Origin of the sequence: Nocardia puris, from assembly GCF_003315035.1 — a bacterium.
Taxonomy (GTDB): domain Bacteria; phylum Actinomycetota; class Actinomycetes; order Mycobacteriales; family Mycobacteriaceae; genus Nocardia; species Nocardia puris.
On sequence record NZ_QNRE01000001.1, the window covers coordinates 137222 to 162933 of the forward strand.

Below are 25712 nucleotides of genomic sequence, written 5' to 3' on the forward strand. Positions count from 1 at the left end.
CGCCCGGTTCGGCCTGCGGAGCCCGCTCACACCACCGCCCGCACCCCCATCGGCGCGGAACCCGTTCCCCCGTGGCCGGTTTCGTACGCCGCCCCGTGGCGCAACGTCGCCGCCGGGTCGGTCGGGTGCGACACGTAGAACCAGTCCATGCGGGCGAGGGCCGGGGTGACTTCCAGGACGGAGAAGCCGTGGGAGTCGAAGTCGAGGTAGCGCACGTGGGGGTTGGCGGCGCGGATCGCGGCTTCGGCGCCGAGGGTGACCGTGCGCGGGGGCAGACCGAGGAAGTCGTCGGCGTTCTGGGAGGTGACCGAGGTGGCGACGAACTCGACGGCGACCGGCGGGGTGGCCGGGTAGGCGGGGGTGTCGAGCGGCACGTCGTTGGCCCAGGACGAGTGGATGTCGCCGGTGAGAAACACGACACCGGTGATCCCGGCGAGGCGGGTGAGCAGCCGGTGCCGCTCGGCGCTGAACCCGTCCCATTGATCCAGGTTGATCCCGAGACCCTGGCCCGACGCCGGGAACGATTCGGAGCCGATGGTCGCCGCCACCGCCTCGGCGAGCCGGGGATCCAGCAGCGGCAGTTGCAGCGGCGCGATCATCACCGAATTGCCGATCAGCTTCCAGATCGCCGGGCTCGACTCGATTCCCGCTGCCGCCCAGGCGAATTGCTCCGCGCCCATAATGGTGCGGTCCGGGTCGGCAGCGCGCGCGGAGCCCGCTCCGGCGGTCAGTTCCGCGCTGCGGTAGGTGCGCAGGTCCAGCATGGAGAGTTCGAGCAACGTCCCGTAGCGGAGCCTGCGGTAGATGCGATCACCGTTGGGCCGCACCGGCATCCACTCGAGGTAGGCCTGCTTCGCGGTCGCGCGGCGCGCATTCCAGTCACCCTCGGTGGCGGGATCGTGGTTGTCGGCGCCGAGGGAGTGCGCGTTATTGGTGAATTCGTGGTCGTCCCACGTGCAGATCCACGGATGCGCGGCGTGGGCGGCTTGCAGGTCCGGATCGGCTTTGTACTGGGCGTGGCGGGTGCGGTAGTCGGCGAGCGTGACCATTTCGTGCGCGGGTTCGTGCGCACGCACGATCGCGTGGTCGGCGCCGTATTCGTAGAGGTAGTCGCCCAATTCGATGACCACGTCGAGGTCGTCGCGCGCGGCGAGGTGCCGGTAGGCGGAGAAGTAGCCCGCCTGGTAATCGGAGCAGGAGACCACGGCCGCGCGAAATACCTCCGGCGTGGCGCCCGCGCTCGGCGCGGTCGCGGTGCGCCCGACCGGTGAGGTCACCCCGCCCACCGTGAATCGGTAGAAGTACCGGGTGCCGGGAGCGAGGCCGGACGCGTCGACCTTGACCGTGAAATCCCCTGCTGCCGTGGCGGTTACGGTGCCGCTGGTGACGACGGCACCGAATCCTTCGTCGCGCGCGACCTCGTATCGCACCGCGATCGGAGCATCCACATCCGAGACCCGCGTCCACAGAATCACCCTGTCCGGCAACGGATCTCCCGAGGCGACACCGTGGGCGAACACCGGCGCCGTGGCACCGGCCCGTCCCGCGCCGAGCGCCACGGTGGCCGAGGCGGTGACCGCCGAGGTCGCCAGGAATCGCCGCCGGTTCACTCCAAGATCTGGACGCTTGTTCATATCGGCCACCCGATCACCCTCGCACAACCGTCCGGAAAACCTCCGGTAACCGGGAAGTGGATCGGAGCCGACCGCGTTGTGCCAGGTGAGGCCGTGCGCACTGTGACGGGAAACGAATCGGGCGAGCCAGGATTCTCACCTGCGTGCAGTGACTGGGACACCGCAGGGCACGGACAATTCGATCATGGGGACCCGTCCGGTTCCCCGTGCACCGGCGACCGGGACCGCCGCACTCCGGCGGCCACCAGTGCGGCGACGGCCATCGTGGGCCGCCGCCCGGAAGGGACATCATGACCGTCGAAGCCGACGTCGCGAGGTATGACGCACCCCAGGAACCGATCCCCTTCCCCGACGAGCGGCAGCCACTTCTGCCCGAGGCGGACCCCTTCTACCTCCCACCCGCGGGCTGGGAGGCGACCGCGCCGGGGACCATTCTGCACGTCCGCACCGCAACGCTCAGCGCGTTCGGCCTGGTCCGGCAGCCGATCACCTCGTGGCAGCTGCTGTATCGCACCACGGATCTGGACGGGAAGCCCGACACGGCGGTGACCACCGTGCTGGTGCCCGAGACCGCCGACGACGCGCCGCGCCGGGTCGTCGCGTTCCAATGCGCCATCGACGCGGTCTCCTCGCGCTGCTTCCCCTCGTACTCGCTGCGCCACGGCGCGCGGGCGCTCGGCTCGGTACCGCAGTTCGAGTTCCCGTTCCTGATCGCGGCCGCGCTCGAACGCGGCTGGATCGTCAGCGTCGCCGATCACGAGGGTATGCAGGGCGCGTTCGGCGCGCCGCGCGAGCCCGGATACCGGGTGCTCGACGGCGTGCGCGCCACCCTCGCCTTCGCACCGCTGGGTCTGCCGTTCGGCACGCGGATCGGCCTGTTCGGGTATTCCGGTGGCGGGATGGCGACATCCTGGGCGGCCGAGATGGCGGCCGCCTACGCGCCGGAGCTGAACATCGTCGGCGCCGTCGCGGGCGCGCCCGTGGGCGATCCGGCCTCGACGTTCCTGCGGCTGAACAAATCGCTGCACGCGGGGCTGCCCGGTCTGGTGGTCGCGGGCCTGCGGCGGGTCTCCCCCGCACTGCGCGCGGCGCTCGAGGACGTGGCGACCACCGACGCGCAACGCCGCCTGGACGACATCGCGGGCCGCACCACTGTCGTCGCCGTCGTGCGGAATATGCGCATGGACTGGGACGATCTGACCACCACACCGCTCGCCGACGTGCTGGCCCGCCCCGAGATCGTCGACCTGATGCAGAGTCTGCAGCTCGGGCGACGGACGCCGGCCATGCCGATGTTCGTCGTGCAGGGCGTGTACGACCAGATCATCTCGGTGGACGACGTGGACGGCCAGGTCGAGCGCTACCGGGCCGGGGGTGCCCACGTCACCTATCTGCGCGACCGCCTCAGCGAACACCTCAGCCTCGCGATCTTCGCCGCGCCCCTGATGTTCGCGTGGCTCGCCGACCGTTTCGAGGATCGTCCGCTGCCCGCCGGCGAGACCACCACCGTGCGCAGCGTGCTGGGAAGCCGGTCGACGCTGGCCGGGCTGGCCCACCTGATCGGGCTCACGCTCCGGATCCTGCTGGGCATGCGGGTCACGGGCGCACCGCGCACACCGCTGCGGGAGCGCTTCGCACGCAAGTAGGCGCGCCGGCCCACGGCACACTGTGCGGGCGGACACGTCGCGGGTCGAGCCCACCTGACCCGGAACCGGACTCCCGCCACCCTGTCCGTTTTGTCGGCTTCTCTCTACACTGGAGTCCATCGTCGAGACGGAAGGATCATGGACGACAGTCCGGGCCCGAGAGCGCCCCGCTACGCGACGGGTGCGGTGCGATGAGCGCCGACACGCTCCTCGACTTCGGTCTGGTGCTGCTGTTCGTCCTGCTCGGCGGGGTGTTCGCGGCGACCGAGATCGCGCTGGTGACGCTGCGGGAAAGTCAGATCCGGCGGCTGTCCCGGCGCGGTAGGCGCGGGGCCCGCACCGCCGCACTCGCCCGCGACCCCAACCGGTTCCTCTCCGCCGTGCAGATCGGCGTCACGGTCGCGGGCTTCTTCTCCGCCGCCTACGGGGCGTCCGCGCTGGCCCCGGATCTCGCGCCCACCCTGCGCGCGTGGGGGCTGCCCGGCGGCTCTGCCGACGCCGTCGCGGTGATCATGACGACGCTGCTGGTCTCGTACCTGTCCTTGGTGCTGGGCGAGCTTGTGCCCAAACGCCTTGCGCTGCAACGCGCCTCCGCGACGTCGCTGGTGACCGCCCCCGCGCTGGACCGGTTCGCCACCCTCATGCGCCCGGTGATCTGGCTGCTCTCGGTCTCCACCGACGCCCTGGTGCGCGTGCTGGGCGGCGATCCCTCGGTGAAGAACGAGGACATCACCCACGAGGAGCTGCGCGATCTGGTGCTGGGCCACAGCGCCGTCCCCGAGGACGAAAGGCTCATGCACTCGGAACTTTTCGACGCGGGCGACCGCAGGCTCACCCAGGTGATGCGTCCCCGCACCGAGGTCGATTTCCTGCACGCGCACACCCCGATCACCGCCGCGCGCGCCACCGCGCTGGCGACCGCCCACAGCCGCTACCCCGTGATCGGCGTGAACGCCGACGATCTACTCGGTTTCGTGCACCTGCGCGATCTGCTCGCCGCCGACGACGACGCCACCGTCGCCTCGGTGTGCCGCCCGATCGCCGCGATGCCGGGCGCCAAACCCGTGCTCGCCGCGCTCACCGCGCTGCGGCGCGAGAACGCCCAGATCGCCGCCGTCATCGACGAATACGGCGGCACCGCGGGCATCGTGACGGTCGAGGACATCGTGGAGGAGATCGTCGGCGAGATCGGTGACGAGTTCGAGCCCGCCGAGCCGATTCCACCGCCCGTGCCCGGCCCGGACGGCCCGCCGCCGCACCAGCAGGTCGACGGCCTGCTCCTGCTCGACGATTTCACCCACCTCACTGGTATCACCCTCGCCGAGGGGCCGTACGAGACCGTCGCGGGCTACGTCCTGCACCACTTGCGCCGGCTCCCCCGCCTCGGCGACAGCATCACCGTCGACGGGAATCGGCTCACCGTCAGCGAATTCGACGGCAACCGCATCGCGCGCCTGCGCCTGACCCGCCGCCGCTGACTACATCGGGTACAGGCTGTGCTTGCGCGGATTGTGGTCGGTCACCACGTCTTTGTCGCGCAGCAGCCGCAGCGCCGATCGCAATTCCAAACGCGTGCGCGAGGGTTCGATCACCGCGTCGATGTAGCCGCGTTCGGCGGCGATCCACGGCGTCGCGACGGTGGCGTTGTATTGATCGATCATGTACTCGCGCACCGCGGCCCGCTGATCCTCCGGCACCTGCATGAGCTGGCGGCGGCCCACCAGGTCGACGGCGCTCTCCGCGCCGATCACCGCGATGCGCGCCGTGGGCCAGGCCAGGCTGATGTCCGCGCCGAGCTGCTTGCACGCCATGAAACCGTAGGAGCCGCCGTAGGATTTGCGCACCACCAGGTTCACGATCGGCACGGTCGCCTCGATGATCGCGCGGAACACCCGCCCGCCGCGCACGATCACGCCGTTGCGCTCCTCCTCCACGCCGGGCAGCACGCCGGGCGTGTCCACCACGAAGATCAGCGGCAGTCCGAAGGCGTTGCAGAGCCGGATGAAATGCGTTGCCTTGTCGGAACATTTCGCGTCCACCGCGCCGCCCAGCACCAGCGGCTGATTGGCCACCACGCCCACGCTGCGCCCGTCCACGCGCGCGAAACCGGTGATGAGGTTGGCGGCCGTCTCGGCCCGGATCTCGTGGAAGTCGCCGTCGTCGAAGATGCGCAGCAGGATGTCGTGCATGTCGTAGCCGGCGCGGTCGGAGTCCGGGATGATCCGCTCGAGTTCCAGGTCGGTGGCGGTGATCTCGGGCTCCAGACCGGGATTCACGATCGGAGCCTGCTCCAGGCAGCTGGACGGCAAGTAGCTCAAGTACTTTCGCGCCCAGTCGAACGCGTCGCGCTCGGTGGCGGCCACGTGGTGGATCACGCCGTTGGCAGCCTGCACGCGCGCACCGCCCAGCTCGTCGGGGGTCACGTCCTCCCCCGTCACCGCCTTGATCACTTCCGGACCGGTGACGAACATGTACGAATTCTCCGTCGCCACAAGCACATCGGTGTTCACCGGCCCGTACACCGAACCGGCCGCGCACTTGCCGAGCATGATCGAGACCTGCGGCACGAAACCCGACAACCGCTCCTGGCGGCGGCTCATATGGGCGAACCACGCCAGTGAGGTGACCGCGTCCTGGATGCGGGCGCCGCCGGAATCGTTGATCGCGACCACCGGGCACGCCTTCTCGTAGGCGAACTTCAGGATGTGAGCGACCTTGCGCCCGAACATCTCTCCGACCGAGCCGCCGTAGACGGTCTGGTCGTGCGCGATCACCACCACCGGCCTGCCCTCGATGCGGCCGTGCCCGGTCACCACACCGTCGCCGTACTTGGCGTCGGGCTGGCCCGGTGTGCGGGCCAGCGCGCCGATCTCGATGAACGTTCCGGCGTCGAGCAGGGAGTTCACCCGTTCCCGTGCGCTGGGAATGCCTTTGGCTTCGCGCTTGGCGATGCCCGTCGCCCCCGACGGTTCGGCGGCCACCGCCAGCACCCCGCGCAAATGCTCGAGCTTCTCCCGCGTGCCGACCATGTAGCCGCCTTCCGACATCCGATACAGCCACGGCCGAGCGTAGGAAGCCGGCGGCGCGCGCACCGGAGCCGAGCGCGATCCTTGGGCAACTCACAACGCGCGATCGATCGCCCTTGGCCGCGATCCCAAGCTACTTCCGGAAGTGCTCCTGCAGTTCGGCCGGCGTCGCCTGGAGATCGGCGGGATCGTTGGTCTTGAAGATGCCCTGGTAGCCGGTCTCGGCCTGCACCGCGGCCTCGACCTCCGGGTCGTGGTAGAGCCGCGCGACGGCGAGCAGCGTGGGATCGTCCTTGCCCTCGGCGCGGGCGGCGAAGATCGTGGAGCAGAACCTGGTGACCGTCGATCCCGGCGTCATAGAGGCGGCGCGCGCCGTCGGCGCCGGACCACTGCGAATCATCTTCACCCTGTTGATCCCCGAGGCCCTCGGCCCGCTCATCCTCGGCTACACGTTCGTGGTGATCGCGATCGTCGACATGTCGGCCATGGCGGGCACCGTCGGCGGCGGCGGACTCGGCGACTTCGCCCTGGTGTACGGGTACCAGCGGTTCGACTGGCAGGTCACGCTGGTGGCGACGCTGATCATCATCGCGGGGGTGCAGGGGATTCAGTTCTTCGGGAACTGGTTGGCGCGCAAGGTATTGCGGAGGTAGATCGTGGGAGGTCCGCGGGACAGAGAGTAGCCCGCGGACCTCAGCGCTCGCCGATCCCCAGCAACGTGTCGAGATGCGTTCGCGACCACGCGCACAGGCCATACACCGTCGCCAGCAACTCCGACCCGGCCGGGGTCAGCGCGTAGTCCACGCGCGGGTTGGCGGTGGCGTGGTCGTGGCGGGCGACGAGTCCGTCGGATTCCAGGGCGCGCAGGGTTTGGGTGAGCATCTTGTGGCTGATGCCGTCGAGGGCGCGGTGGAGTTCGGCGAAGCGGCGCGGGCCGTCGGCGAGTGCCTCGAGCGCCGTCAGCGCCCACTTCGTCGACAGGGTGGCGAAGATTCGCCGGGCCAGGGCGTCGGCGAGGTCGCGGTCGGTCGGGTGGGCGGACACGGGTACCTCTTACTCGAATGTGCGTACTTACCTATCGTAAGCACCCGCCGTAGCGTGCGGGAGGTGCAGATCCTCAAGACCTACGCCCGCCTGTTCGTCACCGCCCTCGATACCGCGCTGCCCGTCTACGAACGGCTCGTCGGCAGGCCCGCCGACCTGCGATTCCCGTTCGCCGACGCCGAACTCGCCGCCGTGGGCGACCTACTGCTGATCGCGGGGCCACCCGCCGCCGTCGACGCCTACCGCACCACGGTCGGCCCGCTCGTGGTGGACGACCTCGGCGCGCCGCGGCGTTCGTCGCCGAAGTCGGCGGCGCCGTCACCGGCGGGCCGTTCGAATCGGCCAGCGGGCGATTCCTGTACGCGCGGCACCCGGACGGCGCGGAGATCGAGTATGTCGAATGGTCGCCCGACATCCGGTCCGCCGTCCTGGACCGGGATGGCCGAACCCGCACTGTCGACAGCAGAGATCCCCTCAGCTGAACTCAGGCACGTCAGTTTGGGTCGTTGTCGCAGGCGCCGCCCGGCGGGTACGTCCGCGAGCGCGGTGAGCACCAGCACCATCTGCTCGGCACAGCCTTCGACAAGGCGGTCGCAATCGGCGGCGCGAGCGGCCAGGGCACGAGCGCTTCCACGGACAGATGCCGCCGATCGGGGCCGAACCGCGTTAGCAGGTAACAAGATTCGACTCCGGCGAAGTCCGGTGCGGTTCGCGCCGCACCGGACCTCCGTCCCCTACTGCGACGGGTGCCGGTTGGCGTCGAACAGCTGCCACATCCGGTTGCGCACGTCCGCGCCCCGCGCGCCCGTGGGCCAGTCGTGGGCGAGCCACGGATTATCGGGTCCGTCGTACAGGCGGTAGACGACCTCGGTGCCGGCCGCGCACGGGAATCGTTGCCCCCGCAGCACTCCCGGCCCCGATTCGCTCTGCTCGGCGCCGCAGTTGTTCTTCTCGCGCCAGTGGTCGCGGTGCTGCTCGGCGACCACCTGCATGATGAAGGGATCGTTGTCGTTGAGCATCACGCCGAACGCGACGGGGCGGGTGGTGGGGCAGTCCGCGAGATCCCACGCGCCCTTCGGCCCCGCCCACACAGCGGCCGAGGCGATGAGATCGTCCGCCTCACACACGATTCGGGTGGTCATCTGCCCGCCGTTGGAGTGCCCCGCGACATGCACCCGGTCCCGCGCCACACAGTAGGTGCCGGAGATCTCGGTGATCACTTCGCGCAGAAACGGCACGTCGGGGCCGGTGTTGCGCGCGAACTCCCACGCCCAGAAGTCTTCGTGCTCGAGCCCCTCCTTCTTGCTCCCGCGCGGATACGCGACGATCACCTTGTTCGTCTTCGCGAACTCGGTCCACCCCATCTGGGTTTCGATGGTGTTCGGATTGCTCCGCCCACCATGCAGAGCGACGATCAGCGGGGCCGACCCGGAAATGCCTTCCGGCACGAACAGGTTGTACGGCCTGTCGTCGATGTCCCGCCGCTCGGTCCCATTCGTCGGCGTGGTCGAACACGCCGCCGCGGGCTGCGCGCCCACCTGCGCGGGGATCACCACCCCGGCGAACGCGACCGCGGTCAGCACCCCGACCGCCGCCACCACGAGGTTCCTGATTCCTGTCTTCACTGAATCCACCTGCCTATCGGCTGTTTCGCGTGTGCGCTGGCGAAACACCGCGATTGGCAAGGCGATCTCCCGTCTCGCCACCCCGCAGACACCGAATCACGCTCCCGCCGAACACCTGCCGGGCCGTTCAGCACCCGGCAGCGTGCCCAGCATCCGGCCCGCCCGCCGCCTCCGCAACGCCCGAATTCCACGGGCAGCGCGGGGCGCGCCGGTCATGACATAGTTGCTCGGTTCGGCTGTTCCGGCTCGCTCAGCGAGTCAGCAGATCGGTGACCCAGGTGAGGACGCGCGGATCCTGCGGCAGCGTGCCGTGCGCGAAACCACCGTCGGGCCACCGGTTTTCGGCGAGGAGATTGACCACACCCGGTTCCTCGATGAACGAGACCATGCCCCCCGGGCTGGACACTTGGTCGTGCGCGCTCGCCAGGATCGTGTACCGCACACCGGGCGCCGCGATCGGCGGCGCCGTGAGTTCGGTGATGAACCGCGAACCGCGCACCATATCGGCGCACGCCGGGCACACATTGGCGCGCAGCACGTACTCGGCGGCGGGGCGCAGACCAGCCTCGTCCACGGCGGTGACCAATCCGCCCAGCGTCGTACCGTGCGTCGGCGGCGCCAGCAGCACGGCGGTGCCCACCTTCTCGGCGCCCAGCTCACGGGACACGACGAGCGACAGCAGCCCGCCTTCGGAGTGCCCCACCAGATCCACCCGCGCGGCCCCGGTCCGCTCCCGGACCTGCTCGGCGAACGCCGCGATCTCCGCCGCCGATTGCGCCAGCGGCGCGAACCCGTTGACCTGCCCGAATGTCCGCGGGTCCTTGCCGTACTCCAGCGCGAACACGCATCTGCCGCGCTCGGCCAGGCGCGGCGCGAGGTCCCGCCACGCCCCCACCCCGTCGGCGATCCCGTGCACCAGCACCACCGGCCGCGGCTGCTCCGCCGACGGGCGGCAGTGCCAGTCGTTCAGCGCGGCCGGCTCGGCCACCGCGGACACGGGCACCCCGAGCACCATCAGAGGAAACACCAGGGCGAGAAGACGAGCGGCCCGCACGACACCACCTTCACCGACGAGATCGTTGCGAACACCTTGACATATCCCGCCCACCCACGGCAGTCATATCTGGACATTCGCCCAGATCGCGCGAGGGCCTACACGGCCTGGATGTACCAGTCGAGGCGGCCCTCACCGGGTTCGTCGGTGCCGCGCAGGTAGCGGAAGCGGGCGCGGCGGGCGACGGCCACGGAGGCGGCGTTGGAGGGGTCGATGCGCAGGACGGCCTCGTCGGCCATGCCCGCGGCGGCGAGGAAGCGGCAGCCGAGGATGACGGCGCGGGTGGCCAGGCCGCGGCCGCGCCACTGCGGGTAGATGCCGTAGGCCAGATTCGCCTGGCCCTTGGCGAGAAAGGGTTGCTCGACCTCGACGTCGAGGGTGCCGACGAGGGCGCCGCCCTCCTGTTCGAGGATGGCGAAGGTGCGGGTGGCGCCGTCGGATTCCCAGTCGGCCACGCGCTCCTCGAAGTAGGCCCGCACCCCCTCGGGTGTGCCCGGGCCGTCGTTGAGCCAGCGCACCAGCTCGGCGTCCTCACCGGCCAGATGAGCCGGGGCGTCGTCGACCGCGATGGGGCGCAGCGTGATCACACCGTCTGATAGCAACACAGCACCATGATCCTCAACAAGATCACGATTCGGCAACCCGCCCTCCGCCGTCCGTTCCCGGACGGGGAGGGCGGTCGCGGTTACCGCAGGTCAGCCCACGTTCGAGGTGCAGGCCGAGAGCACGGTGTGCGCCGGGCGCGGCGAGGCGCTGCCCAGGTCGGGGAACGGCGGCGCGCTCCAGCCGAGCACGTCGATGGCCCGGCGCTCGGCGTCGGGCTTGGTGCGGTCCCACGCCCAGCCGAGGCGGCCGTCGGCGCCCTGGGCCACCGCGCCGCACGCGTTGCGGAACTCGACGACCACCTGGCAGTCCCGCGCGCCGCATTCGGCGATGGCGTTGGCGTTCGCCGCGCCCTGCGAGGCGTAGTTCACGGCGTAGGAGACGGCGCCGGTGTCGCGCGACACCGCCATCGCCCCGTGCAGGTTGCCGCTGGCGGCCTCGATCGGCTCCGCCTGGGCCGCCGCGAGCGACCCGGTCGCGGCGAGCACGGCCCCCGCGGCCATCGCGCACGCGATCCTCTTGCGCGACAAGGACATAGACTTTCCTCCCCGTTCAGAAAACGATTCCCCTCAGATCATTGTGGACGGGGAGGAGATGTCCAAATCGTTTATCGCGCGTTCTGCGTGCAGGCGGAAATCGCCACGTCGGCGGGCCGCGGCGCGGCGCTGCCGAGGTCGGGGAACGGGGGCGCGCTCTGCCCCAGCGACTCCACCGCCAACCGTTCGGCCTCGGCGAGCGATCCGGCCGCCGCCCACCCGTACCGGCCGTCGGCGCCGCGCGCGATGGCGCCGCAGCCGTCCACCACCTGGAGCACGAGATCGCAGTCGTAGACGCCGCATTCGCGGATCGCGGCGGCGTCGGCCTTCACCTTGCTGGCGTGGTCCATGGCCGCGACGACTTTTCCGGTGCTCGGCGACAGCGCCAGCGTTCCGTAGTACTGCCCGGCGGCTCCCGCTGGTCCGGCCCCGACCCCGATCACCGCGGTGGCCGACAACACCGCCACCGCCGACTTACCCATCACGGACACAACGACTCTCCCGTCCGACGAACCTTGAACGCCGCGATCTTCCCCGACCGCGCCCGGAATGTCCATATCCCGAGGGGTTTTCGCGCGGGCGCTCAGAAGTCGAGGCAGGGCATCGGATGGACCGGGAAGTACAGGTGCGGGTAGAGGCCCTGGTTGTCCAGGGGGTTCGGATCGGGCGTGTCGGCGGTGACCGAGGCGGCGACCGGTTCCACCGGACGGATCCCCGCGAGGTCGAACAGCGCCGTCCGCCCCGGCTCGACGACCTCGGCGCGCTACTCCCCCGCCACCCCGAAGGCGACCCAGTACCGGGCCACGACGCCGCGCGCGGGACCAGGCCCCGCGTTGTGCACGGCGATCTGCAACTGCTGCGGATACCCGCACCGCACCCACACCCGCAGGTCGGCCGGTGCCTGCGCGGCCGGACTCCCCAGCACCAGCGCCACGGCCGCACCGAGCGCACCCAGCGTCGCGGTTGTCCTCATCTACTCGAGGTAGGGCGGCGGCAAGGCCCTTACCAGCCCCTCTTTCGGTGGGCGGTTCCGCGCAGCCGACGCCGCGCTAACGTCTACCGACGTGTCGTACCAGTGGAATCCGCCGCACCAACCACCCGCGCACCAGCCCGCGCCGCCGCAGGTCCCCGTTCACATCGGGGCGGAGGAGCCCCTGCGCCCACGCTGGCACGCCCTGCCGATGATGGCCGAGATCGCGCCGCTCGGCCTGCGCATCCGGGTGGAGCACGGGCTCGGCTCGATCACGCTGCCACCCGGCCACTACACCATCCACTTCTGGTCCCAGTACGTTCTCTGGCGGGTGGGCAAGGCGTCGCTGAACTTCGACACCACGCGCGGACCGGTCTGGCTGTACTACGCCGCGCCGCACACGATCTACAGCGCGGGCGCGGCGGGGTTCGAACCGCAGCAGCGTCCCGGCCGCTCGGGTCTGTACGTGATCTTCGGCCTGGCGCTGCTCGTCCCATTGCTCGTGGTGCTGATCGCCCTGCTGACCCGCTGAGCGAGCGCGCGCACGCCGAGAACGAGGTACGTCACGCCGGCGCCGAGAGTTCGGCGACGTCACCGCGGCCTCGCCCCTCGGTCGAGGAGACCGGACCGGCGGGCGAACTCATCCGACGACCGGAAACGCGACGGCGCGGCGGCCCCGGGAGGAGCCGCCGCGCCGAAGGCGATTGCTAGACCGTGAAGCCGAGGGCGCGCAGTTGTTCGCGGCCGTCCTCGGTGATCTTGTCGGGACCCCACGGCGGGATCCACACCCAGTTGATCTCGAGGTCCTCGACCAGGCCGGAGCGGACCAGCGCGTTGCGGGACTGGTCCTCGATGACGTCGGTCAGCGGGCACGCCGCCGAGGTCAGGGTCATGTCCAGCTTGGCGATCTCGTTCTCCACGCTGATGCCGTAGACGAGCCCGAGGTCGACGACGTTGATGCCGAGTTCGGGGTCGACGACGTCGCGCATCGCCTCCTCGATGTCCTCGAGGTGCTTGATCTGCTCGGCGGACAGCTCCACCTGCTCGGCGGGCTCCGCCTCGGTCACGGGTGTCTCACTCATGACGCCTGCCCTTCTCGTTCGGAGGTAATCCGAATCACCGCGTCCTTGAACGCCATCCAGCCCAGCAGCGCGCATTTCACCCGCGCCGGGTACTTCGCCACGCCCGCCAGGGCGATGCCGTCGCCGATGACGTCCTCGTCACCTTCGACGGTACCCCGGCTGGAGATCATCTCGTTGTAGGAGTCGACCACCTTCAGCGCCTGCTGCACCGGCAGCCCGATCACCTGATCGGTGAGGATGGAGGTGGCGGCCTGGCTGATCGAGCAGCCCTGCCCGTCGTAGGAGACGTCGGCGACGTCACCGTTGTCGTCCAGGTGCACGCGCAGGGTCACCTCGTCACCGCAGGTGGGGTTCACGTGGTGCACCTCGGCACCGAACGGCTCCCGCAGCCCGCGGTGATGCGGCCGCTTGTAGTGGTCCAGGATCACTTCCTGGTACATCTGCTCCATGCGCATGGTCTATGCAACTCCGAAGAAGCTTTGAGCCTTCCGCACCGCCGCGACCAGCGCATCCACCTCGTCCAACGTGTTGTACACGGCGAACGACGCGCGCGCAGTCGCGGCCACGCCGAAGCGCCGGTGCAGCGGCCACGCGCAGTGGTGGCCGACGCGGATCGCCACGCCCTGGTCGTCGAGAATCTGGCCCACGTCGTGCGCGTGGATGCCGTCCACCACGAACGCCACCGCGCCACCGCGCTCGACGTTCTCGGTGGGACCGATGATCCGCACGCCCTCGATCGCGCTCAGCCCGGCCAGCGCGGCGTCGGTGAGCGCGTGCTCGTGCGCCGCGACGGCGTCCATGCCGAGGGCCTCGAGGTACCGCACGGCCGCGCCGAGCCCGACCACCTGCGAGGTCATCGGCACACCGGCCTCGAACCGCTGCGGCGGCGGGGCGTAGGTGCTGTGGTCCATGAAGACGGTCTCGATCATGGAACCGCCGGTGATGAACGGCGGGGTCTCCTCGAGCAGCGCGCGGCGGCCGTAGAGCACGCCGACGCCGGAGGGGCCGAGCATCTTGTGGCCCGAGAACGCCGCGAAGTCCACACCGAGCGCGCGGAAGTCGACCGGCATGTGCGGCACCGACTGGCACGCGTCGAGCACCGTCAAAGCGCCGACTTCCCGTGCGCGGCGCACCAATTCGGCCACCGGCGCGACCGCGCCCGTGACGTTGGACTGGTGGGTGAAGGCCACGACCTTCGTCGCGGGCGAGAGCACCAGCGAATCCAGGTCGATGCGACCGTCATCCGTGACGCCGAACCACTTCAGCGTCGCGCCGGTGCGCCGCGCCAGCTCCTGCCACGGCACCAGATTCGCGTGATGCTCGAGCTCGGTGATGACGATCTCGTCGCCCGGGCCGACGTGGTGGGGGAACCGGTCGTCGCCGAACGCGTGGGTGACCAGGTTCAGCGATTCCGTCGCGTTCTTGGTGAACACGATCTCGCCCTGGTCCACGCCGACGAACCGCGCGATATCGGCGCGCGCGCCCTCGTAGGCGTCGGTCGCCTCCTCGGCCAGCTGGTGCGCACCGCGGTGCACGGCCGAATTGCTGGTCACGAGGAACGCGCGCTCGGCGTCGAGCACCTCGGTGGGACGCTGCGAGGTCGCGCCGGAATCCAGGTACACCAACGGCTTCCCGTCCCGCACCGTGCGGTGCAGGATCGGGAAGTCGGCCCGGATGCGGGCCACGTCGAGGGCGCGACCCGTGATGGGCGCCGCTGTCATATCAGGCTCCAGCTGCCGCGGTCTGCGTGAAGCGGACGTAGCCGTTGGCGTCGAGCTCTTCGGCCAGCTCGGGCCCCCCCTCGGCGACGATGCGCCCGTTCACGAATACGTGCACGAACTGCGGCTGGATGTAGCGCAGGATGCGAGTGTAGTGCGTGATGAGCAGCACGCCACCGTTCTCCCGCTCCTTGTACTTGTTCACGCCCTCGGAGACGATGCGCAGCGCGTCGACGTCCAGGCCGGAGTCGGTCTCGTCGAGGATGGCGATCTTCGGCTTGAGCAGGCCCAGCTGCAGGATCTCGTGGCGCTTCTTCTCTCCGCCGGAGAAACCCTCGTTCACGCTGCGCTCGGCGAAGGCCGCGTCGATCTCGAGCTCCGACATCGACTCCTTCACCTCCTTGACCCAGTGGCGCAGCTTGGGGGCCTCGCCGCGCACGGCGGTCGCGGCGGTGCGCAGAAAGTTCGACATCGAGACGCCCGGCACCTCGACGGGGTACTGCATGGCCAGGAACAGGCCCGCCCGCGCGCGCTCGTCCACCGACATCTCCAGCACGTCCTCGCCGTCGAGGGTGATGGAGCCGGAGGTCACCGTGTACTTCGGGTGCCCGGCGATGGCGTAGGACAGCGTCGACTTGCCGGAGCCGTTGGGGCCCATGATGGCGTGCGTCTCGCCCGACTTCACGGTGAGGTCGACGCCCTTGAGGATCTTGATGGGCTCGCCCGACTCGTCGGGGTTGGCGACCTCGACGTGCAGGTCCTTGATTTCCAGGGTGGTCATGGGAATTCCTTTGCGGGGGCTGTGGTTTCGGTGGTCAGACGCCGATGGCGGCGAGTTCGGCCTCGATGGCCGCCTCGAGCCGCTCCCTGACCTCGGGGACCGCGATCTTCTGGATGATCTCGTGGAAGAAGCCGCGCACCACCAGGCGGCGGGCGGCGTCCTCGGGGATGCCGCGGGCGCGCAGGTAGAACAGCTGCTCGTCGTCGAATCGTCCGGTGGCGCTGGCGTGTCCGGCGCCGGCGATCTCCCCCGTCTCGATCTCGAGGTTCGGCACCGAATCGGCGCGCGCGCCGTCGGTGAGCACCAGGTTCCGGTTCACCTCGAAGGTGTCGGTGCCCTCGGCCGCCGCGCGGATCAGCACGTCGCCGACCCACACCGTGCGGGCGTCGCCCTTGGGGGAATCCGGATCGCCTTGCAGGGCACCCTTGTACAGCACGTTGGACTTGCAGTGCGGCTGCGAATGATCCACCAGCAGGCGCTGCTCGAAATGCTGGCCCGCGTCGGCGAAGTAGAGGCCGAGCAATTCGGCGTCGCCGCCAGGGCCGTCGTACTTCACGGTGCCGGTCAGGCGCACCAGGTCGCCGCCCAGCGTGACGGCGGTGTGGCGCAGCGTGGCGTCGCGCCCCAGCCTGGCGTGGTGCGCGGTGGCGTTCACCGCGTCGTCGGCCCAGTCCTGGACCGCGACCACGGTGAGCTTCGCGCTGTCGCCCAGCACGAATTCCACGTTCTCGGCGTAGGTTCCGCTGCCCCGCTGGTCCAGGACCACGGTGGCGGCGGCGAAGGCGCCGAGCCGGATCTGCAAGTGGCCGTAGGCCGTACGGCCCTCACCGGGGCCGGTGACCGTGACGACGACGGGCTCGGCGACCTCGGTCTCCGCACCCACCGACACCAGCGTGGCCGATTCGAACCCCGAATACGCCTGCGCCGCGACACGATCGGCGGGCACGCCGGCCTCGCCGAGGCGGGCGTCGGTGCGGTCCACCGTCTCGACGGTGACACCCTCGACCTCGGTGACCTCGACGACGGCCTGCCCGTCGCGCACGGCGGTGCCGTCGTGCAGCCCACGCAGCCTGCGCAGCGGGGTGAAACGCCACTCCTCGTCGCGACCGGACGGCACCTCGAACGCGTTCACGTCGTAGGAGGTGAAGACCTCGCCCTTGTTGACCGCCGCCGCGGCACCCCGGTTCTGAGCCGGCCGGGCCGGGTTCTCGCCCTCGACCGCTCCCATCACACCAGTCGCCATCAGCCGACGGCCCCTTCCATCTGCAGTTCGATCAGGCGGTTGAGTTCGAGCGCGTACTCCATCGGGAGTTCCTTGGCGATCGGCTCGACGAAGCCGCGCACCACCATCGCCATCGCCTCGTCCTCGGTGAGACCGCGGCTCATCAGGTAGAACAGCTGATCCTCGGACACCTTCGAGACGGTCGCCTCGTGGCCCATGGTGACGTCGTCCTCGCGGATGTCGACGTAGGGGTAGGTGTCGGACCGGCTGATCGTGTCGACCAGCAGCGCGTCGCACTTCACCGTCGACTTCGACCCGTGCGCGCCCTTGTTGACCTGCACCAGGCCGCGGTAGGAGGCACGGCCGCCGCCGCGCGCCACCGACTTCGACACGATGGTCGAGGAGGTGTGCGGCGCCAGGTGCAGCATCTTCGCGCCGGTGTCCTGGTGCTGGCCCTCGCCGGCGAACGCGACCGAGAGCACCTCGCCCTTGGCGTGCTCGCCGGTCATCCAGACCGCCGGGTACTTCATGGTGACCTTGGAGCCGATATTGCCGTCGATCCACTCCATGGTCGCGCCCGCCTCGGCCTTGGCCCGCTTGGTGACCAGGTTGTAGACGTTGTTCGACCAGTTCTGGATGGTGGTGTAGCGGCAGCGGCCGCCCTTCTTCACGATGATCTCGACCACCGCGGAGTGCAGCGAGTCGGACTTGTAGATCGGCGCGGTGCAGCCCTCGACGTAGTGCACGTAGGCGCCCTCGTCGACGATGATCAGGGTCCGCTCGAACTGGCCCATGTTCTCGGTGTTGATGCGGAAGTAGGCCTGCAGCGGGATGTCGACGTGCACGCCCGGCGGCACGTAGATGAACGAACCGCCCGACCACACGGCCGTGTTCAGCGCGGAGAACTTGTTGTCACCGGCGGGGATCACCGAGCCGAAGTACTCGCGGAAGATCTCCGGGTGCTCCTTGAGCGCGGTGTCGGTGTCGAGGAAGATGACGCCCTGCTGCTCCAGGTCCTCACGGATCTGGTGATAGACGACTTCGCTCTCGTACTGCGCGGCGACGCCCGAGACCAAGCGCTGCTTCTCCGCCTCCGGGATGCCGAGCTTGTCGTAGGTGTTCTTGATGTCCTCGGGCAGGTCCTCCCAGCTCTCGGCCTGCTTCTCGGTCGAGCGCACGAAGTACTTGATGTTGTCGAAGTCGATGCCCTCGAGGTTGGAGCCCCAGTTCGGCATCGGCTTGCGGTCGAAGATCCGCAGCGCCTTGAGCCGGATGTCGAGCATCCACTCGGGCTCGCTCTTCTTCGCCGAGATGTCGCGGACGACCGCCTCGGACAATCCGCGCTGGGCACTGGCGCCTGCGACATCCGAATCGGCCCAGCCGTAACCGTAATTGCCCAGCGAGGCGATCGTCTCTTCCTGGGTGAGCGGCTGCACCTGGTCGGTGGTCGTCGTCATTCGGCACTCCTTCCGGAGTCGTTCGTTCGGTCCGCCGCGGGCTGTGCGGCGGGGAGAGATGAAGTTGTCGACCGGTCGCCCGCGGCGATCGGCAGGGTCAGCAGCGGCACGTGCGTGGTGCACGCGCAGTCGCCGTTGGCGATGGTGGCCAGTCGTTGCACGTGGGTGCCGAGCAGTTCGCGGAACGCCTCCAGCTCGGCCTGGCACAGTTGCGGGAACTCCTCGGCCACGTGCGAGACCGGGCAGTGGTGCTGGCAGATCTGCACGCCCGCGCCCACCTTGCGGGTGGTCGCGGCGAAACCGGCGTCGGTGAAGGCGTCGGCGATCTCGTCGGCCTTGGCGGCCGTGCGCTCCGGCGTGTGCTCGGTCACCGGCTCGATCCCGGCCACGATAGTGCGTGCCCGTTTGCGCGCGAACTCAGTGATGGCCTGCTGGCCGCCGATCTCGCCGAGCTGGCGGATCGCCGCCCCGGCCAGATCGTCGTAGGCGTGGCCCAGCGTTCCGCGGCCGGCGGCGGTGAGCTGATACTGCTTGGCGGGCCTGCCACGGCCCTTCTGCTGCCACGGCGCCGAGCGGCCCGCCCTGGCCTGACCGGAGTCGATGAGCGCGTCGAGATGCCTGCGTACACCGGCCGGGGCCAGTCCGAGTTTGGTGCCGATGGCGGTCGCGGTGATCGGGCCTTCCTCCAGCAGCAGCTGGACGATGGCGGCCCGGGTGTGGCCCTCGGTCCCCGCCGCGGGCGCAGCCGAGGACGCGGCACCGGCCCGTCGGCCGGTCCTCTCGTCGCTCTTCCGCAAACCCACTGTTTTCACAACACCAGTGTGTCGGAATTCGTTCCCGAAATCTAATAAGGGTGCCCTGACTTGCGGCGATACCGAGCCCGGCCGGATGCCGTTCCGGACGGGCATGCGCGCCCTCAACGGGTGCCGCGGGTTCGCGAGGCCGTCGGCCGCGGTGCGTCTCACGGCGGCATCACGGCGACCGAAATCCTTGCGAACCTGCCCTGACATGTGGTTATGCGCTAGAAACCGCCTGCGGCGGTGCGGCCGTCCGCCGTTCGCCGGAATTTCTCCGGCGCGAGCCACTCACCCCGGTGCGACTTTCGCCACAGGCGGGCACGGGCACCGGGTGTTCCGCGCGGGCGGTCCTGCGGGACCGGTACCGATCACGCGCCCACTAGGCTTCCTGCCGTGGCGGTTGTAGACAGTGCGCGGCTCGTGGAGGTGCGGCGCAAGGCGAGGAGATTCGGGCGCCGGGCGCTGGGGCTCGACGCGCCCGCCGCCGATCATTCGGTCGCCGTCCTGCACCGCGACGAGTCGGAGGTCCCCGCACTGGACCAGCGGGAGTTGCAGCAGTTCAACCGCATCCGGCTGCTGGGCGCCACCGGCGCGGTGCTGATGGTGATCAGCGCGCTGGGGGTCGGCGCGCAGCCGGTGTTGCAGAACCCGGTCTCCGGGATGCGGATCGTGGCGATCTTCGGGCGGGCCCACACCGGCTCGCTGGCGGTGTGCATGGTCGGCACGGCGCTGGTGGTACTGGCCTGGCTGCTGCTCGGGCGGTTCGCCGTCGGCGGGCTGGGCGGTTCGCCGCGCCACCGCATCACCCGGTCGCAGATGGACCGCACCCTGCTGCTGTGGATCCTGCCGCTGTGCGTGGCGCCGCCCATGTTCAGCAACGACGTCTACTCCTACCTCGCGCAGAGCGAGATCGCCGCGCGCGGCATCGACCCGTACTCCGAGGGGCCGAGCCAGGCCCTCGGCAACGACAACGTCCTCACCCGCAACGTGCCCAACATCTGGCGCGAGACCCCCGCCCCGTACGGTCCACTGTTCCTGTGGGTCGGCCGCTGGATCGCCGAATTGACCGGCGACAACATCATTTTCGGCGTCTGGATGCACCGCCTGCTGGCCCTGGCCGGCGTCGCGCTCATCGTGTGGGCGCTGCCGCGGCTCTCGGTGCGCTGCGGTGTGGCGCCGGTGAGCGCGCTGTGGCTGGGCGCGGCCAACCCGCTGGTGCTGTTCCACCTGGTCGGCGGCGTGCACAACGACGCGCTGATGCTCGGCCTGATGCTCGCGGGCCTCGAGCTGTGCCTGCGCGCCGTGCACGACACCCGCCCGTTCGACGGCCGCGCCTACGCGCTGCTCATCGCCGGGGCGGTGGTCATCACCTTGTCCTCGTCGGTGAAGGTCACCTCGATGGTGGCCATGGGCTTCGTGTGGATGGCGCTGGTCCGCAGAGCCGGCGGCGGCTTGCGGGCGATCATCGTGTGGGCGGCGTTCCTGGGGGCGATAGCGCTGGGCACCACCGCGCTGATCAGTTCGCTGAGCGGGCTCGGCTTCGGCTGGATGTTCACCCTCAGCGTCGCCAGCGTGGTGCGCAGCTGGATGTCGCTGCCCACCGCGATCGGCGTCGTCACCGGATTCGGCGGCGTCCTGCTGGGCCTGGGCGACCACACCACCGCGATGCTCAGCATCACCCGGCCCATCGCCATGGTGGCGGCCGCGTTCGTCACGGTGCGCATGCTCGTCGCCACCGGCACCGGGCGCCTGCACCCCGTCGGCGCGCTGGGCGTCTCGCTGGGCGCGATCGTGCTGCTGTTCCCCGTGGTGCAGCCCTGGTATCTGCTGTGGGCGATCGTGCCGCTGGCCGCGTGGGCGACCCGGCCGATCTTCCGCGTGCCAGCGGTGGCGATGTCGGCGTTCGTGAGCCTGTTGCAGATGCCGCGCGGCGGTGAGTTCGAGGTGTTCCAGATCGTCGGGTCCGCGATCGCGACCGTCATCGTGTGTGTGCTGTTCATCGTCCTCACCCGCAATGCGCTCCCGTGGCGGGCGCAGCCGGGGGTGTCGGCTTCGTCACAACAGCCCACGTCCTACGGTGTTTCCTCGTGAACGCAGCCTCCGGACCCGCCGTTAGCGTCGACGGCGTCGTCAAGCGGTACGGCGAGACCACCGCCGTCGAGGGCCTGTCCTTCGAGATCGAACGCGCGCAGGTCCTGGCGCTGCTCGGCCCCAACGGCGCGGGCAAGACCACCACCGTCGAGATGTGCGAGGGCTTCGTCCGACCCGACGCGGGCCGCGTGCGGGTGCTCGGCCTGGACCCGGTCGCCGATTCGGACCGGCTGCGTCCCCGCATCGGCGTCATGCTCCAGGGCGGCGGCGCCTACCCCGGCGCACGGGCCGGCGAGATGCTGGACCTGGTCGCCGCCTACTCGGCCGACCCGCTCGACCCCGACTGGCTGCTGCGCACCCTGGGCCTCCAGGACACCCGGCGCACCCCCTACCGGCGGCTGTCGGGCGGTCAGCAGCAGCGGCTGGCGCTGGCGTGCGCGCTGGTGGGGCGGCCCGAGATCGTCTTCCTGGACGAGCCGACCGCCGGGCTCGACGCCCAGGCCCGGATCATGGTGTGGGAGCTGATCGACGCGCTGCGCCGCGACGGCGTGACCGTGCTGCTCACCACGCACATGATGGACGAGGCCGAACAACTGGCCGATCAGCTCGTCATCATCGACCACGGCCGCGTGGTCGCCTCCGGCACGCCCGCCGAGGTCACCGCGCACGGCGCCGCGGGCCAGCTGCGCTTCTCCGCGCCGCCCAAGCTGGACCTGGACCTGCTGAGAACGGCGCTGCCGGAAGGATTCTCGCCGCGCGAGACGAGTCCCGGCTCGTATCTGATCGAGGGCGAGATCGACCCGCAGGTCCTGGCCACCGTGACCGCGTGGTGCGCGCGGGTGAACGTGCTGGCCACCGACATCCGGATCGACCAGCGCCGCCTCGAGGACGTCTTCCTGGAACTGACCGGACGGGACCTGCGCGGATGATGACCCAGCCTGAACGCACCACCAACCGCTTCGCGCCGGGCACCTTCGCACCCGATCCGCGGCCGGCCGGCTTCCCGGCGATGCTGGCCGCGCAGACCCGGCTCGAGCTGATCCTGTTGCTGCGCAACGGCGAACAGCTGCTGCTCACCATGTTCATCCCGATCACGCTGCTGGTCGGGCTCACGCTGCTGCCGTTCGGCGACCTGGGCACCGAACGGGTCGCGACCATCGTGCCCGCCGTGATGATGGTGGCGGTGATGTCGACCGCGTTCACCGGCCAGGCCATCGCCGTCGGCTTCGACCGCCGCTACGGCGCGCTCAAACGCCTGGGTGCGACGCCGCTGCCGCGCTGGGGCATCATCGCGGGCAAGAGCGCCGCGGTGTTGATAGTCGTTGTGCTGCAAGCGGTTCTGCTCGGCGCGATCGGGGTGGCGCTGGGCTGGCGGCCGGGGCTGGGCGGGCTGGCGCTGGGCGCACTCGTGATCGCGCTGGGCACCGCGACGTTCGCCGCCATGGGCCTGCTACTGGGCGGCACGCTCAAGGCCGAGATCGTGCTCGCGCTGGCCAATGTCCTGTGGTTCGTCATGCTCGGCATCGCGAGCGTGGTGTTCGCCTCCGACGACCTGCCCGCGGCCGTGGAGATCGCGGCGCGACTGGTGCCCTCGGGGGCGCTGGCGGTAACGCTGGAGGAGGCGCTGCACGGCGTCGTCGACTGGTTCGGGATCGCGGTGCTGGCGATCTGGGGTGCGGTGACGGGGTTGCTCGCCGCGCGCTGGTTCCGCTTCGAGTGACCGCGCCGACGGCGTGAACGACGTCACGTAGTAGACCGCCTGCGGGCGGCTCGGGGGCGCTCGCTACCATCGTCGGGTGCTGTATCGCGCCTTTCTGCGGCTGGTCGACAAGCTCCCGCTCCCCTCGCTGCGGGCGCAGCGACTGATCGCGCTCGCGGTCCTGCTGACCCAGGCGGGCATCTCCGTCACCGGCGCCATAGTCCGCGTGACGGCGTCGGGCCTGGGCTGCCCCACCTGGCCCCAGTGTTTCCCCGGCAGCTTCACCCCCGTCGGCGTGTCCGAGGTGGCGGTGCTGCACCAGGCCGTCGAGTTCGGCAACCGCCTGCTCACCTTCGTGGTGACGCTGTTCGCGGGTCTCATCGTGCTGGCGGTCACCAGGGCGCGGCGGCGGCGCGAGGTGCTGACCTACGCGTGGCTGATGCCGGCCGGCACCGTGGTGCAGGCGATCATCGGCGGCATCACCGTGCTCACCGGGCTGCTGTGGTGGACGGTCGCGATCCACCTGCTCGCCTCGATGGTGATGGTGTGGCTGGCCGCGGTGCTCTACACGCGGATCGGCGAACCCGACGACGGCGTGGAAGTCGTGCAGGCGCCCGCTCCCCTGCGCTGGCTGACGGCGCTGAGCGGGGTGGCGCTGGCGGGCGTGCTGATCGCGGGCACGCTGGTGACGGCGGCAGGCCCGCACGCCGGCGACAAGAGCATCGACCGGCCGGTGGCGCGGCTCGAGGTCGAGATCGTCACGCTGGTGCACCTGCACTCGCAGCTGCTCGTCGGCTATCTGGCGCTGCTCGTGGGCCTGGCGTTCGGCCTCTACGCGGTCGGCATCACGCGCGTGATCAAGCACCGGCTGTTCCTGGTCCTCGGGCTCGTGGTCTCCCAGTCGCTGGTCGGCGTCGTGCAGTACTTCACCGACGTGCCCGCCGCGCTGGTCGCCGTCCATGTGGGTGGCGCGGCCGCCTGCACCGCCGCCACGGCGGCCCTGTGGGCCGTGCTGCGCACCCGCGAGCCGGTCCCGGCCGTCGCGCCGGAACCGGCCGCCACCCGCGCCGCATCCTGATCCGGGCCTCACCGCGCGACCGGGTGGTAGCGCAGGTTTCACCTCCGCCGGTGCTGATGACGCGGCCCGGGTTCCCGGCACCGCGTGGCAAGATCGGATTCGTCGTGACTCCGAATCGGCCCGTTGCCCTGGTGACGGGAAGTTCGCGCGGTCTGGGTAGTGCGATCGCGCGGCGGCTCGCCGCCGACGGTGCGGCCGTGGTGGTCAACGGGTTTCGCGACGACGAGCGGGCGGAAGCGGTCGCCGCGTCCGTTCACACGGAAGGCGTTGTGGCCGAGGCGATCACCGCCGATGTCACCGATGAACGGCAGGTCGCCGATCTGATCGCCGCGGTCACCCGCACCCTGGGACCGTTGGACGTGCTGGTGCTCAACGCGACCGGTCCGCAACCGGAGGCACCGCTCACCGAGGTCGGGTGGGCGGATCACCTCGCCCGGCTCGACTTCTTCGTCAAGAGCCCGGTCCTGCTCGGGCGCGCGGTGATCCCGGGATGCGCGAGCGCCGGTTCGGGCGCATCGTGCACAACGATTCCGAGGTCGCCGACCGCCCGCCGCCCGGCCGCTCCGCCTACGGCGCGGCGAAGAACGCCCAGATCGGGCTCACCCGCGCCTGGGCCCGGGAACTCGCGCCCTTCGGCATCACCGTGAATACCGTTGCCCCCGGCTTCATTCCGGTCGAACGCCACGACGGGGTGCCCGAAGCCACCCGCGAGAGCTACCGGAGCACGGTGCCCGCGGGCCATCTCGGCGCCCCCGCCGACGTGGCCCACGCCGTCAGCTTCTTCGCCTCGCCACGCTCCGGCTTCCTCACCGGCCAGCGCCTGCTCGTCGACGGCGGCCGCGCCCGGCACGTCTGAGCGCGCCCCTCGATCACACCACCGACGGTCGATCCAGGCTCGACCAGAGCGGATCACCTTGGGCGACGAGCAGTTCGGCGATCTCGGCGCGGGCCTGCTCGACACCGCGGTCGCCGTCGACGCAATAGCCGGACTCGGCGACGGTCAGCAACTTCACGTTCACCATGCGGAAGCGGGACAGCGGGCCGTCGACGGTGCGCGGGAAAACGTCGTCCTCCAGGCCGAGCAGCGCGGTGACGTGACCGTTCTCGTCCACGTAACGTCCGCGCGCGGAGTCCGGGAAGTCCAGCCCGCCCAGTCCCATCGACAGGGTGCCGTAGTGGGCGAGGTTGTCGGCGAAGCGGAACCCGTGCTGCGACACCGTCGAGGAGATCGCGGCGACCAGCTGCCCGAGCCACGAGGTCATGACGTCGCCGAAGCTCGCGTCGGCCGGCAGATCGCGGGAGGCCGCGTACACCTCCACCTCCACCCCGTTGGTCGGGTCCGCGTCCGACCACTCTGCGGGGAACGACAGACCCAGGCTGGTCACCACCGTCCCGTGCGCGTTGCGCACCACCCGGTGACTGGGTTGCCGGATGGTCGGCGGCGCGGGTTCGTTCACGCCCATCTGCGCCCACAGCTCCGCCGGGATGAACTTCGATTGATAGCGCGGGGCCGAAATTCCCTGATCGATCCGCCCCCACGCATTCCAGACGTCGTTGTGCAGGTCCCACATCCGGGCCTCGTAGCGCTCGTAGACATCCGTTTCGTCCGTATCGGTCACGGACATGACGTTAGCCGAGCCCTCCGACAC

The 25712-nt window shown here is 70.2% G+C and carries 25 protein-coding genes and 2 pseudogenes; 9 read left to right on the top strand and 18 right to left on the bottom strand.

Annotated features, from left to right (window positions below; genetic code table 11):
* Positions 1-26: 26 nt before the first annotated feature.
* Positions 27-1634, bottom strand: a complete 1608-nt coding sequence (locus DFR74_RS00575; protein ID WP_067509555.1) for an alkaline phosphatase D family protein — start codon at positions 1632-1634, stop codon at positions 27-29.
* A gap of 290 nt (positions 1635-1924) precedes the next feature.
* On the opposite strand from DFR74_RS00575, the gene DFR74_RS00580 reads away from it, so the two are divergent.
* Together DFR74_RS00580 and DFR74_RS00585 are read left to right on the top strand one after the other, a co-directional pair.
* Positions 1925-3280, top strand: a complete 1356-nt coding sequence (locus DFR74_RS00580) for a lipase family protein (protein ID WP_067509434.1) — start codon at positions 1925-1927, stop codon at positions 3278-3280.
* 191 nt (positions 3281-3471) lie between these two features.
* Positions 3472-4758 carry a hemolysin family protein gene (locus DFR74_RS00585; RefSeq protein ID WP_067509436.1) on the top strand — a complete coding sequence of 429 codons (1287 nt, stop codon included), beginning with the start codon at positions 3472-3474 and terminating at the stop codon, positions 4756-4758.
* Here the strand turns inward: DFR74_RS00585 and DFR74_RS00590 are convergent, their stop codons facing one another.
* Together DFR74_RS00590 and DFR74_RS00595 are read right to left on the bottom strand one after the other, a co-directional pair.
* Positions 4759-6309, bottom strand: a complete 1551-nt coding sequence (locus DFR74_RS00590) for an acyl-CoA carboxylase subunit beta (RefSeq protein ID WP_067509556.1) — start codon at positions 6307-6309, stop codon at positions 4759-4761.
* A gap of 130 nt (positions 6310-6439) precedes the next feature.
* A complete protein-coding gene (locus DFR74_RS00595; protein WP_067509438.1) occupies positions 6440-6664 on the bottom strand; it encodes a hypothetical protein in 225 nt (74 codons plus the stop codon).
* On the opposite strand from DFR74_RS00595, the pseudogene DFR74_RS00600 reads away from it, so the two are divergent.
* Positions 6618-6959, top strand: a pseudogene (locus tag DFR74_RS00600) (ABC transporter permease subunit); the annotation flags it as partial. The gene DFR74_RS00595 and the pseudogene DFR74_RS00600 overlap by 47 nt on opposite strands.
* A 40-nt stretch (positions 6960-6999) precedes the next feature.
* On the opposite strand, the gene DFR74_RS00605 reads toward DFR74_RS00600, so the two are convergent.
* The 7 genes from DFR74_RS00605 to DFR74_RS00640 form a co-directional block, all read right to left on the bottom strand.
* Positions 7000-7350, bottom strand: coding sequence for a winged helix-turn-helix transcriptional regulator (locus DFR74_RS00605; RefSeq protein ID WP_067509441.1), 351 nt, complete (start codon positions 7348-7350; stop codon positions 7000-7002).
* Positions 7351-8084: 734 nt separating this feature from the next.
* Positions 8085-8975, bottom strand: a complete 891-nt coding sequence (locus tag DFR74_RS00615; protein ID WP_067509446.1) for a CE1 family esterase — start codon at positions 8973-8975, stop codon at positions 8085-8087.
* Between the two features lie 250 nt (positions 8976-9225).
* Positions 9226-10029, bottom strand: a complete 804-nt coding sequence (locus DFR74_RS00620; RefSeq protein ID WP_147265715.1) for an esterase/lipase family protein — start codon at positions 10027-10029, stop codon at positions 9226-9228.
* 98 nt (positions 10030-10127) lie between these two features.
* Entirely contained in the window at positions 10128-10634 is a 507-nt protein-coding gene (locus DFR74_RS00625) for a GNAT family N-acetyltransferase (RefSeq protein WP_067509450.1), read from the bottom strand.
* A 90-nt stretch (positions 10635-10724) separates the two neighbouring features.
* Entirely contained in the window at positions 10725-11168 is a 444-nt protein-coding gene (locus tag DFR74_RS00630; RefSeq protein ID WP_067509456.1) for a DUF4189 domain-containing protein, read from the bottom strand.
* A 71-nt stretch (positions 11169-11239) separates the two neighbouring features.
* Positions 11240-11650 (bottom strand): DUF4189 domain-containing protein, encoded by a 411-nt coding sequence (locus DFR74_RS00635; protein WP_228788896.1) that lies wholly within the window; start codon positions 11648-11650, stop codon positions 11240-11242.
* Between the two features lie 281 nt (positions 11651-11931).
* Positions 11932-12141, bottom strand: a complete 210-nt coding sequence (locus DFR74_RS00640) for a hypothetical protein (RefSeq protein ID WP_067509461.1) — start codon at positions 12139-12141, stop codon at positions 11932-11934.
* Positions 12142-12232: 91 nt separating this feature from the next.
* Between DFR74_RS00640 and DFR74_RS00645 the strand changes: the two genes are divergently transcribed.
* Positions 12233-12670: a hypothetical protein gene (locus DFR74_RS00645; RefSeq protein WP_067509463.1), complete on the top strand. Its 438-nt coding sequence runs from the start codon at positions 12233-12235 to the stop codon at positions 12668-12670.
* A 175-nt stretch (positions 12671-12845) separates the two neighbouring features.
* Here the strand turns inward: DFR74_RS00645 and DFR74_RS00650 are convergent, their stop codons facing one another.
* Genes DFR74_RS00650 through DFR74_RS00680 form a run of 7 tightly spaced genes read right to left on the bottom strand, consistent with a single transcriptional unit; the run spans position 12846 to position 19306 of the window.
* Complete coding sequence (locus DFR74_RS00650) at positions 12846-13220, bottom strand: metal-sulfur cluster assembly factor (protein ID WP_067509466.1); 375 nt, start codon at positions 13218-13220, stop codon at positions 12846-12848.
* A complete protein-coding gene (gene sufU / locus DFR74_RS00655; protein WP_067509467.1) occupies positions 13217-13675 on the bottom strand; it encodes a Fe-S cluster assembly sulfur transfer protein SufU in 459 nt (152 codons plus the stop codon). The genes DFR74_RS00650 and sufU overlap by 4 nt, the downstream gene beginning before the upstream one ends.
* Positions 13676-13678: 3 nt before the next feature.
* On the bottom strand, positions 13679-14941 hold the full coding sequence (locus tag DFR74_RS00660) for a cysteine desulfurase (protein ID WP_067509468.1): 1263 nt from the start codon (positions 14939-14941) through the stop codon (positions 13679-13681).
* A 1-nt stretch (position 14942) separates the two neighbouring features.
* The gene (sufC, locus tag DFR74_RS00665; RefSeq protein WP_067509469.1) at positions 14943-15719 is read right to left on the bottom strand and encodes a Fe-S cluster assembly ATPase SufC; all 777 of its coding nucleotides are present in this window, start codon (positions 15717-15719) and stop codon (positions 14943-14945) included.
* 34 nt (positions 15720-15753) lie between these two features.
* Positions 15754-16962: a Fe-S cluster assembly protein SufD gene (gene sufD / locus DFR74_RS00670; protein WP_407675059.1), complete on the bottom strand. Its 1209-nt coding sequence runs from the start codon at positions 16960-16962 to the stop codon at positions 15754-15756.
* Positions 16962-18398 carry a Fe-S cluster assembly protein SufB gene (gene sufB / locus DFR74_RS00675; RefSeq protein WP_067509470.1) on the bottom strand — a complete coding sequence of 479 codons (1437 nt, stop codon included), beginning with the start codon at positions 18396-18398 and terminating at the stop codon, positions 16962-16964. The genes sufD and sufB overlap by 1 nt, the downstream gene beginning before the upstream one ends.
* On the bottom strand, positions 18395-19306 hold the full coding sequence (locus DFR74_RS00680) for a helix-turn-helix transcriptional regulator (RefSeq protein WP_084537692.1): 912 nt from the start codon (positions 19304-19306) through the stop codon (positions 18395-18397). Before DFR74_RS00680 ends, sufB begins: the two co-directional genes overlap by 4 nt.
* 282 nt (positions 19307-19588) lie before the next feature.
* On the opposite strand from DFR74_RS00680, the gene mptB reads away from it, so the two are divergent.
* The 5 genes and pseudogenes from mptB (at position 19589) to DFR74_RS00705 (ending at position 24919) form a co-directional block, all read left to right on the top strand.
* Positions 19589-21286, top strand: a complete 1698-nt coding sequence (gene mptB, locus DFR74_RS00685; RefSeq protein ID WP_067509475.1) for a polyprenol phosphomannose-dependent alpha 1,6 mannosyltransferase MptB — start codon at positions 19589-19591, stop codon at positions 21284-21286.
* Positions 21283-22215 (top strand): ABC transporter ATP-binding protein, encoded by a 933-nt coding sequence (locus DFR74_RS00690; RefSeq protein WP_067509477.1) that lies wholly within the window; start codon positions 21283-21285, stop codon positions 22213-22215. The genes mptB and DFR74_RS00690 overlap by 4 nt, the downstream gene beginning before the upstream one ends.
* Positions 22212-23006, top strand: a complete 795-nt coding sequence (locus tag DFR74_RS00695; RefSeq protein WP_067509479.1) for an ABC transporter permease — start codon at positions 22212-22214, stop codon at positions 23004-23006. Before DFR74_RS00690 ends, DFR74_RS00695 begins: the two co-directional genes overlap by 4 nt.
* Positions 23007-23082: 76 nt before the next feature.
* Complete coding sequence (locus DFR74_RS00700; protein ID WP_067509482.1) at positions 23083-24063, top strand: COX15/CtaA family protein; 981 nt, start codon at positions 23083-23085, stop codon at positions 24061-24063.
* 56 nt (positions 24064-24119) lie between these two features.
* Positions 24120-24919, top strand: a pseudogene (locus DFR74_RS00705) (SDR family NAD(P)-dependent oxidoreductase).
* A 13-nt stretch (positions 24920-24932) separates the two neighbouring features.
* Here DFR74_RS00705 and DFR74_RS00710 read toward each other — a convergent pair.
* Positions 24933-25682, bottom strand: coding sequence for a hypothetical protein (locus tag DFR74_RS00710; RefSeq protein WP_147265716.1), 750 nt, complete (start codon positions 25680-25682; stop codon positions 24933-24935).
* Between the last annotated feature and the right edge of the window lie 30 nt (positions 25683-25712).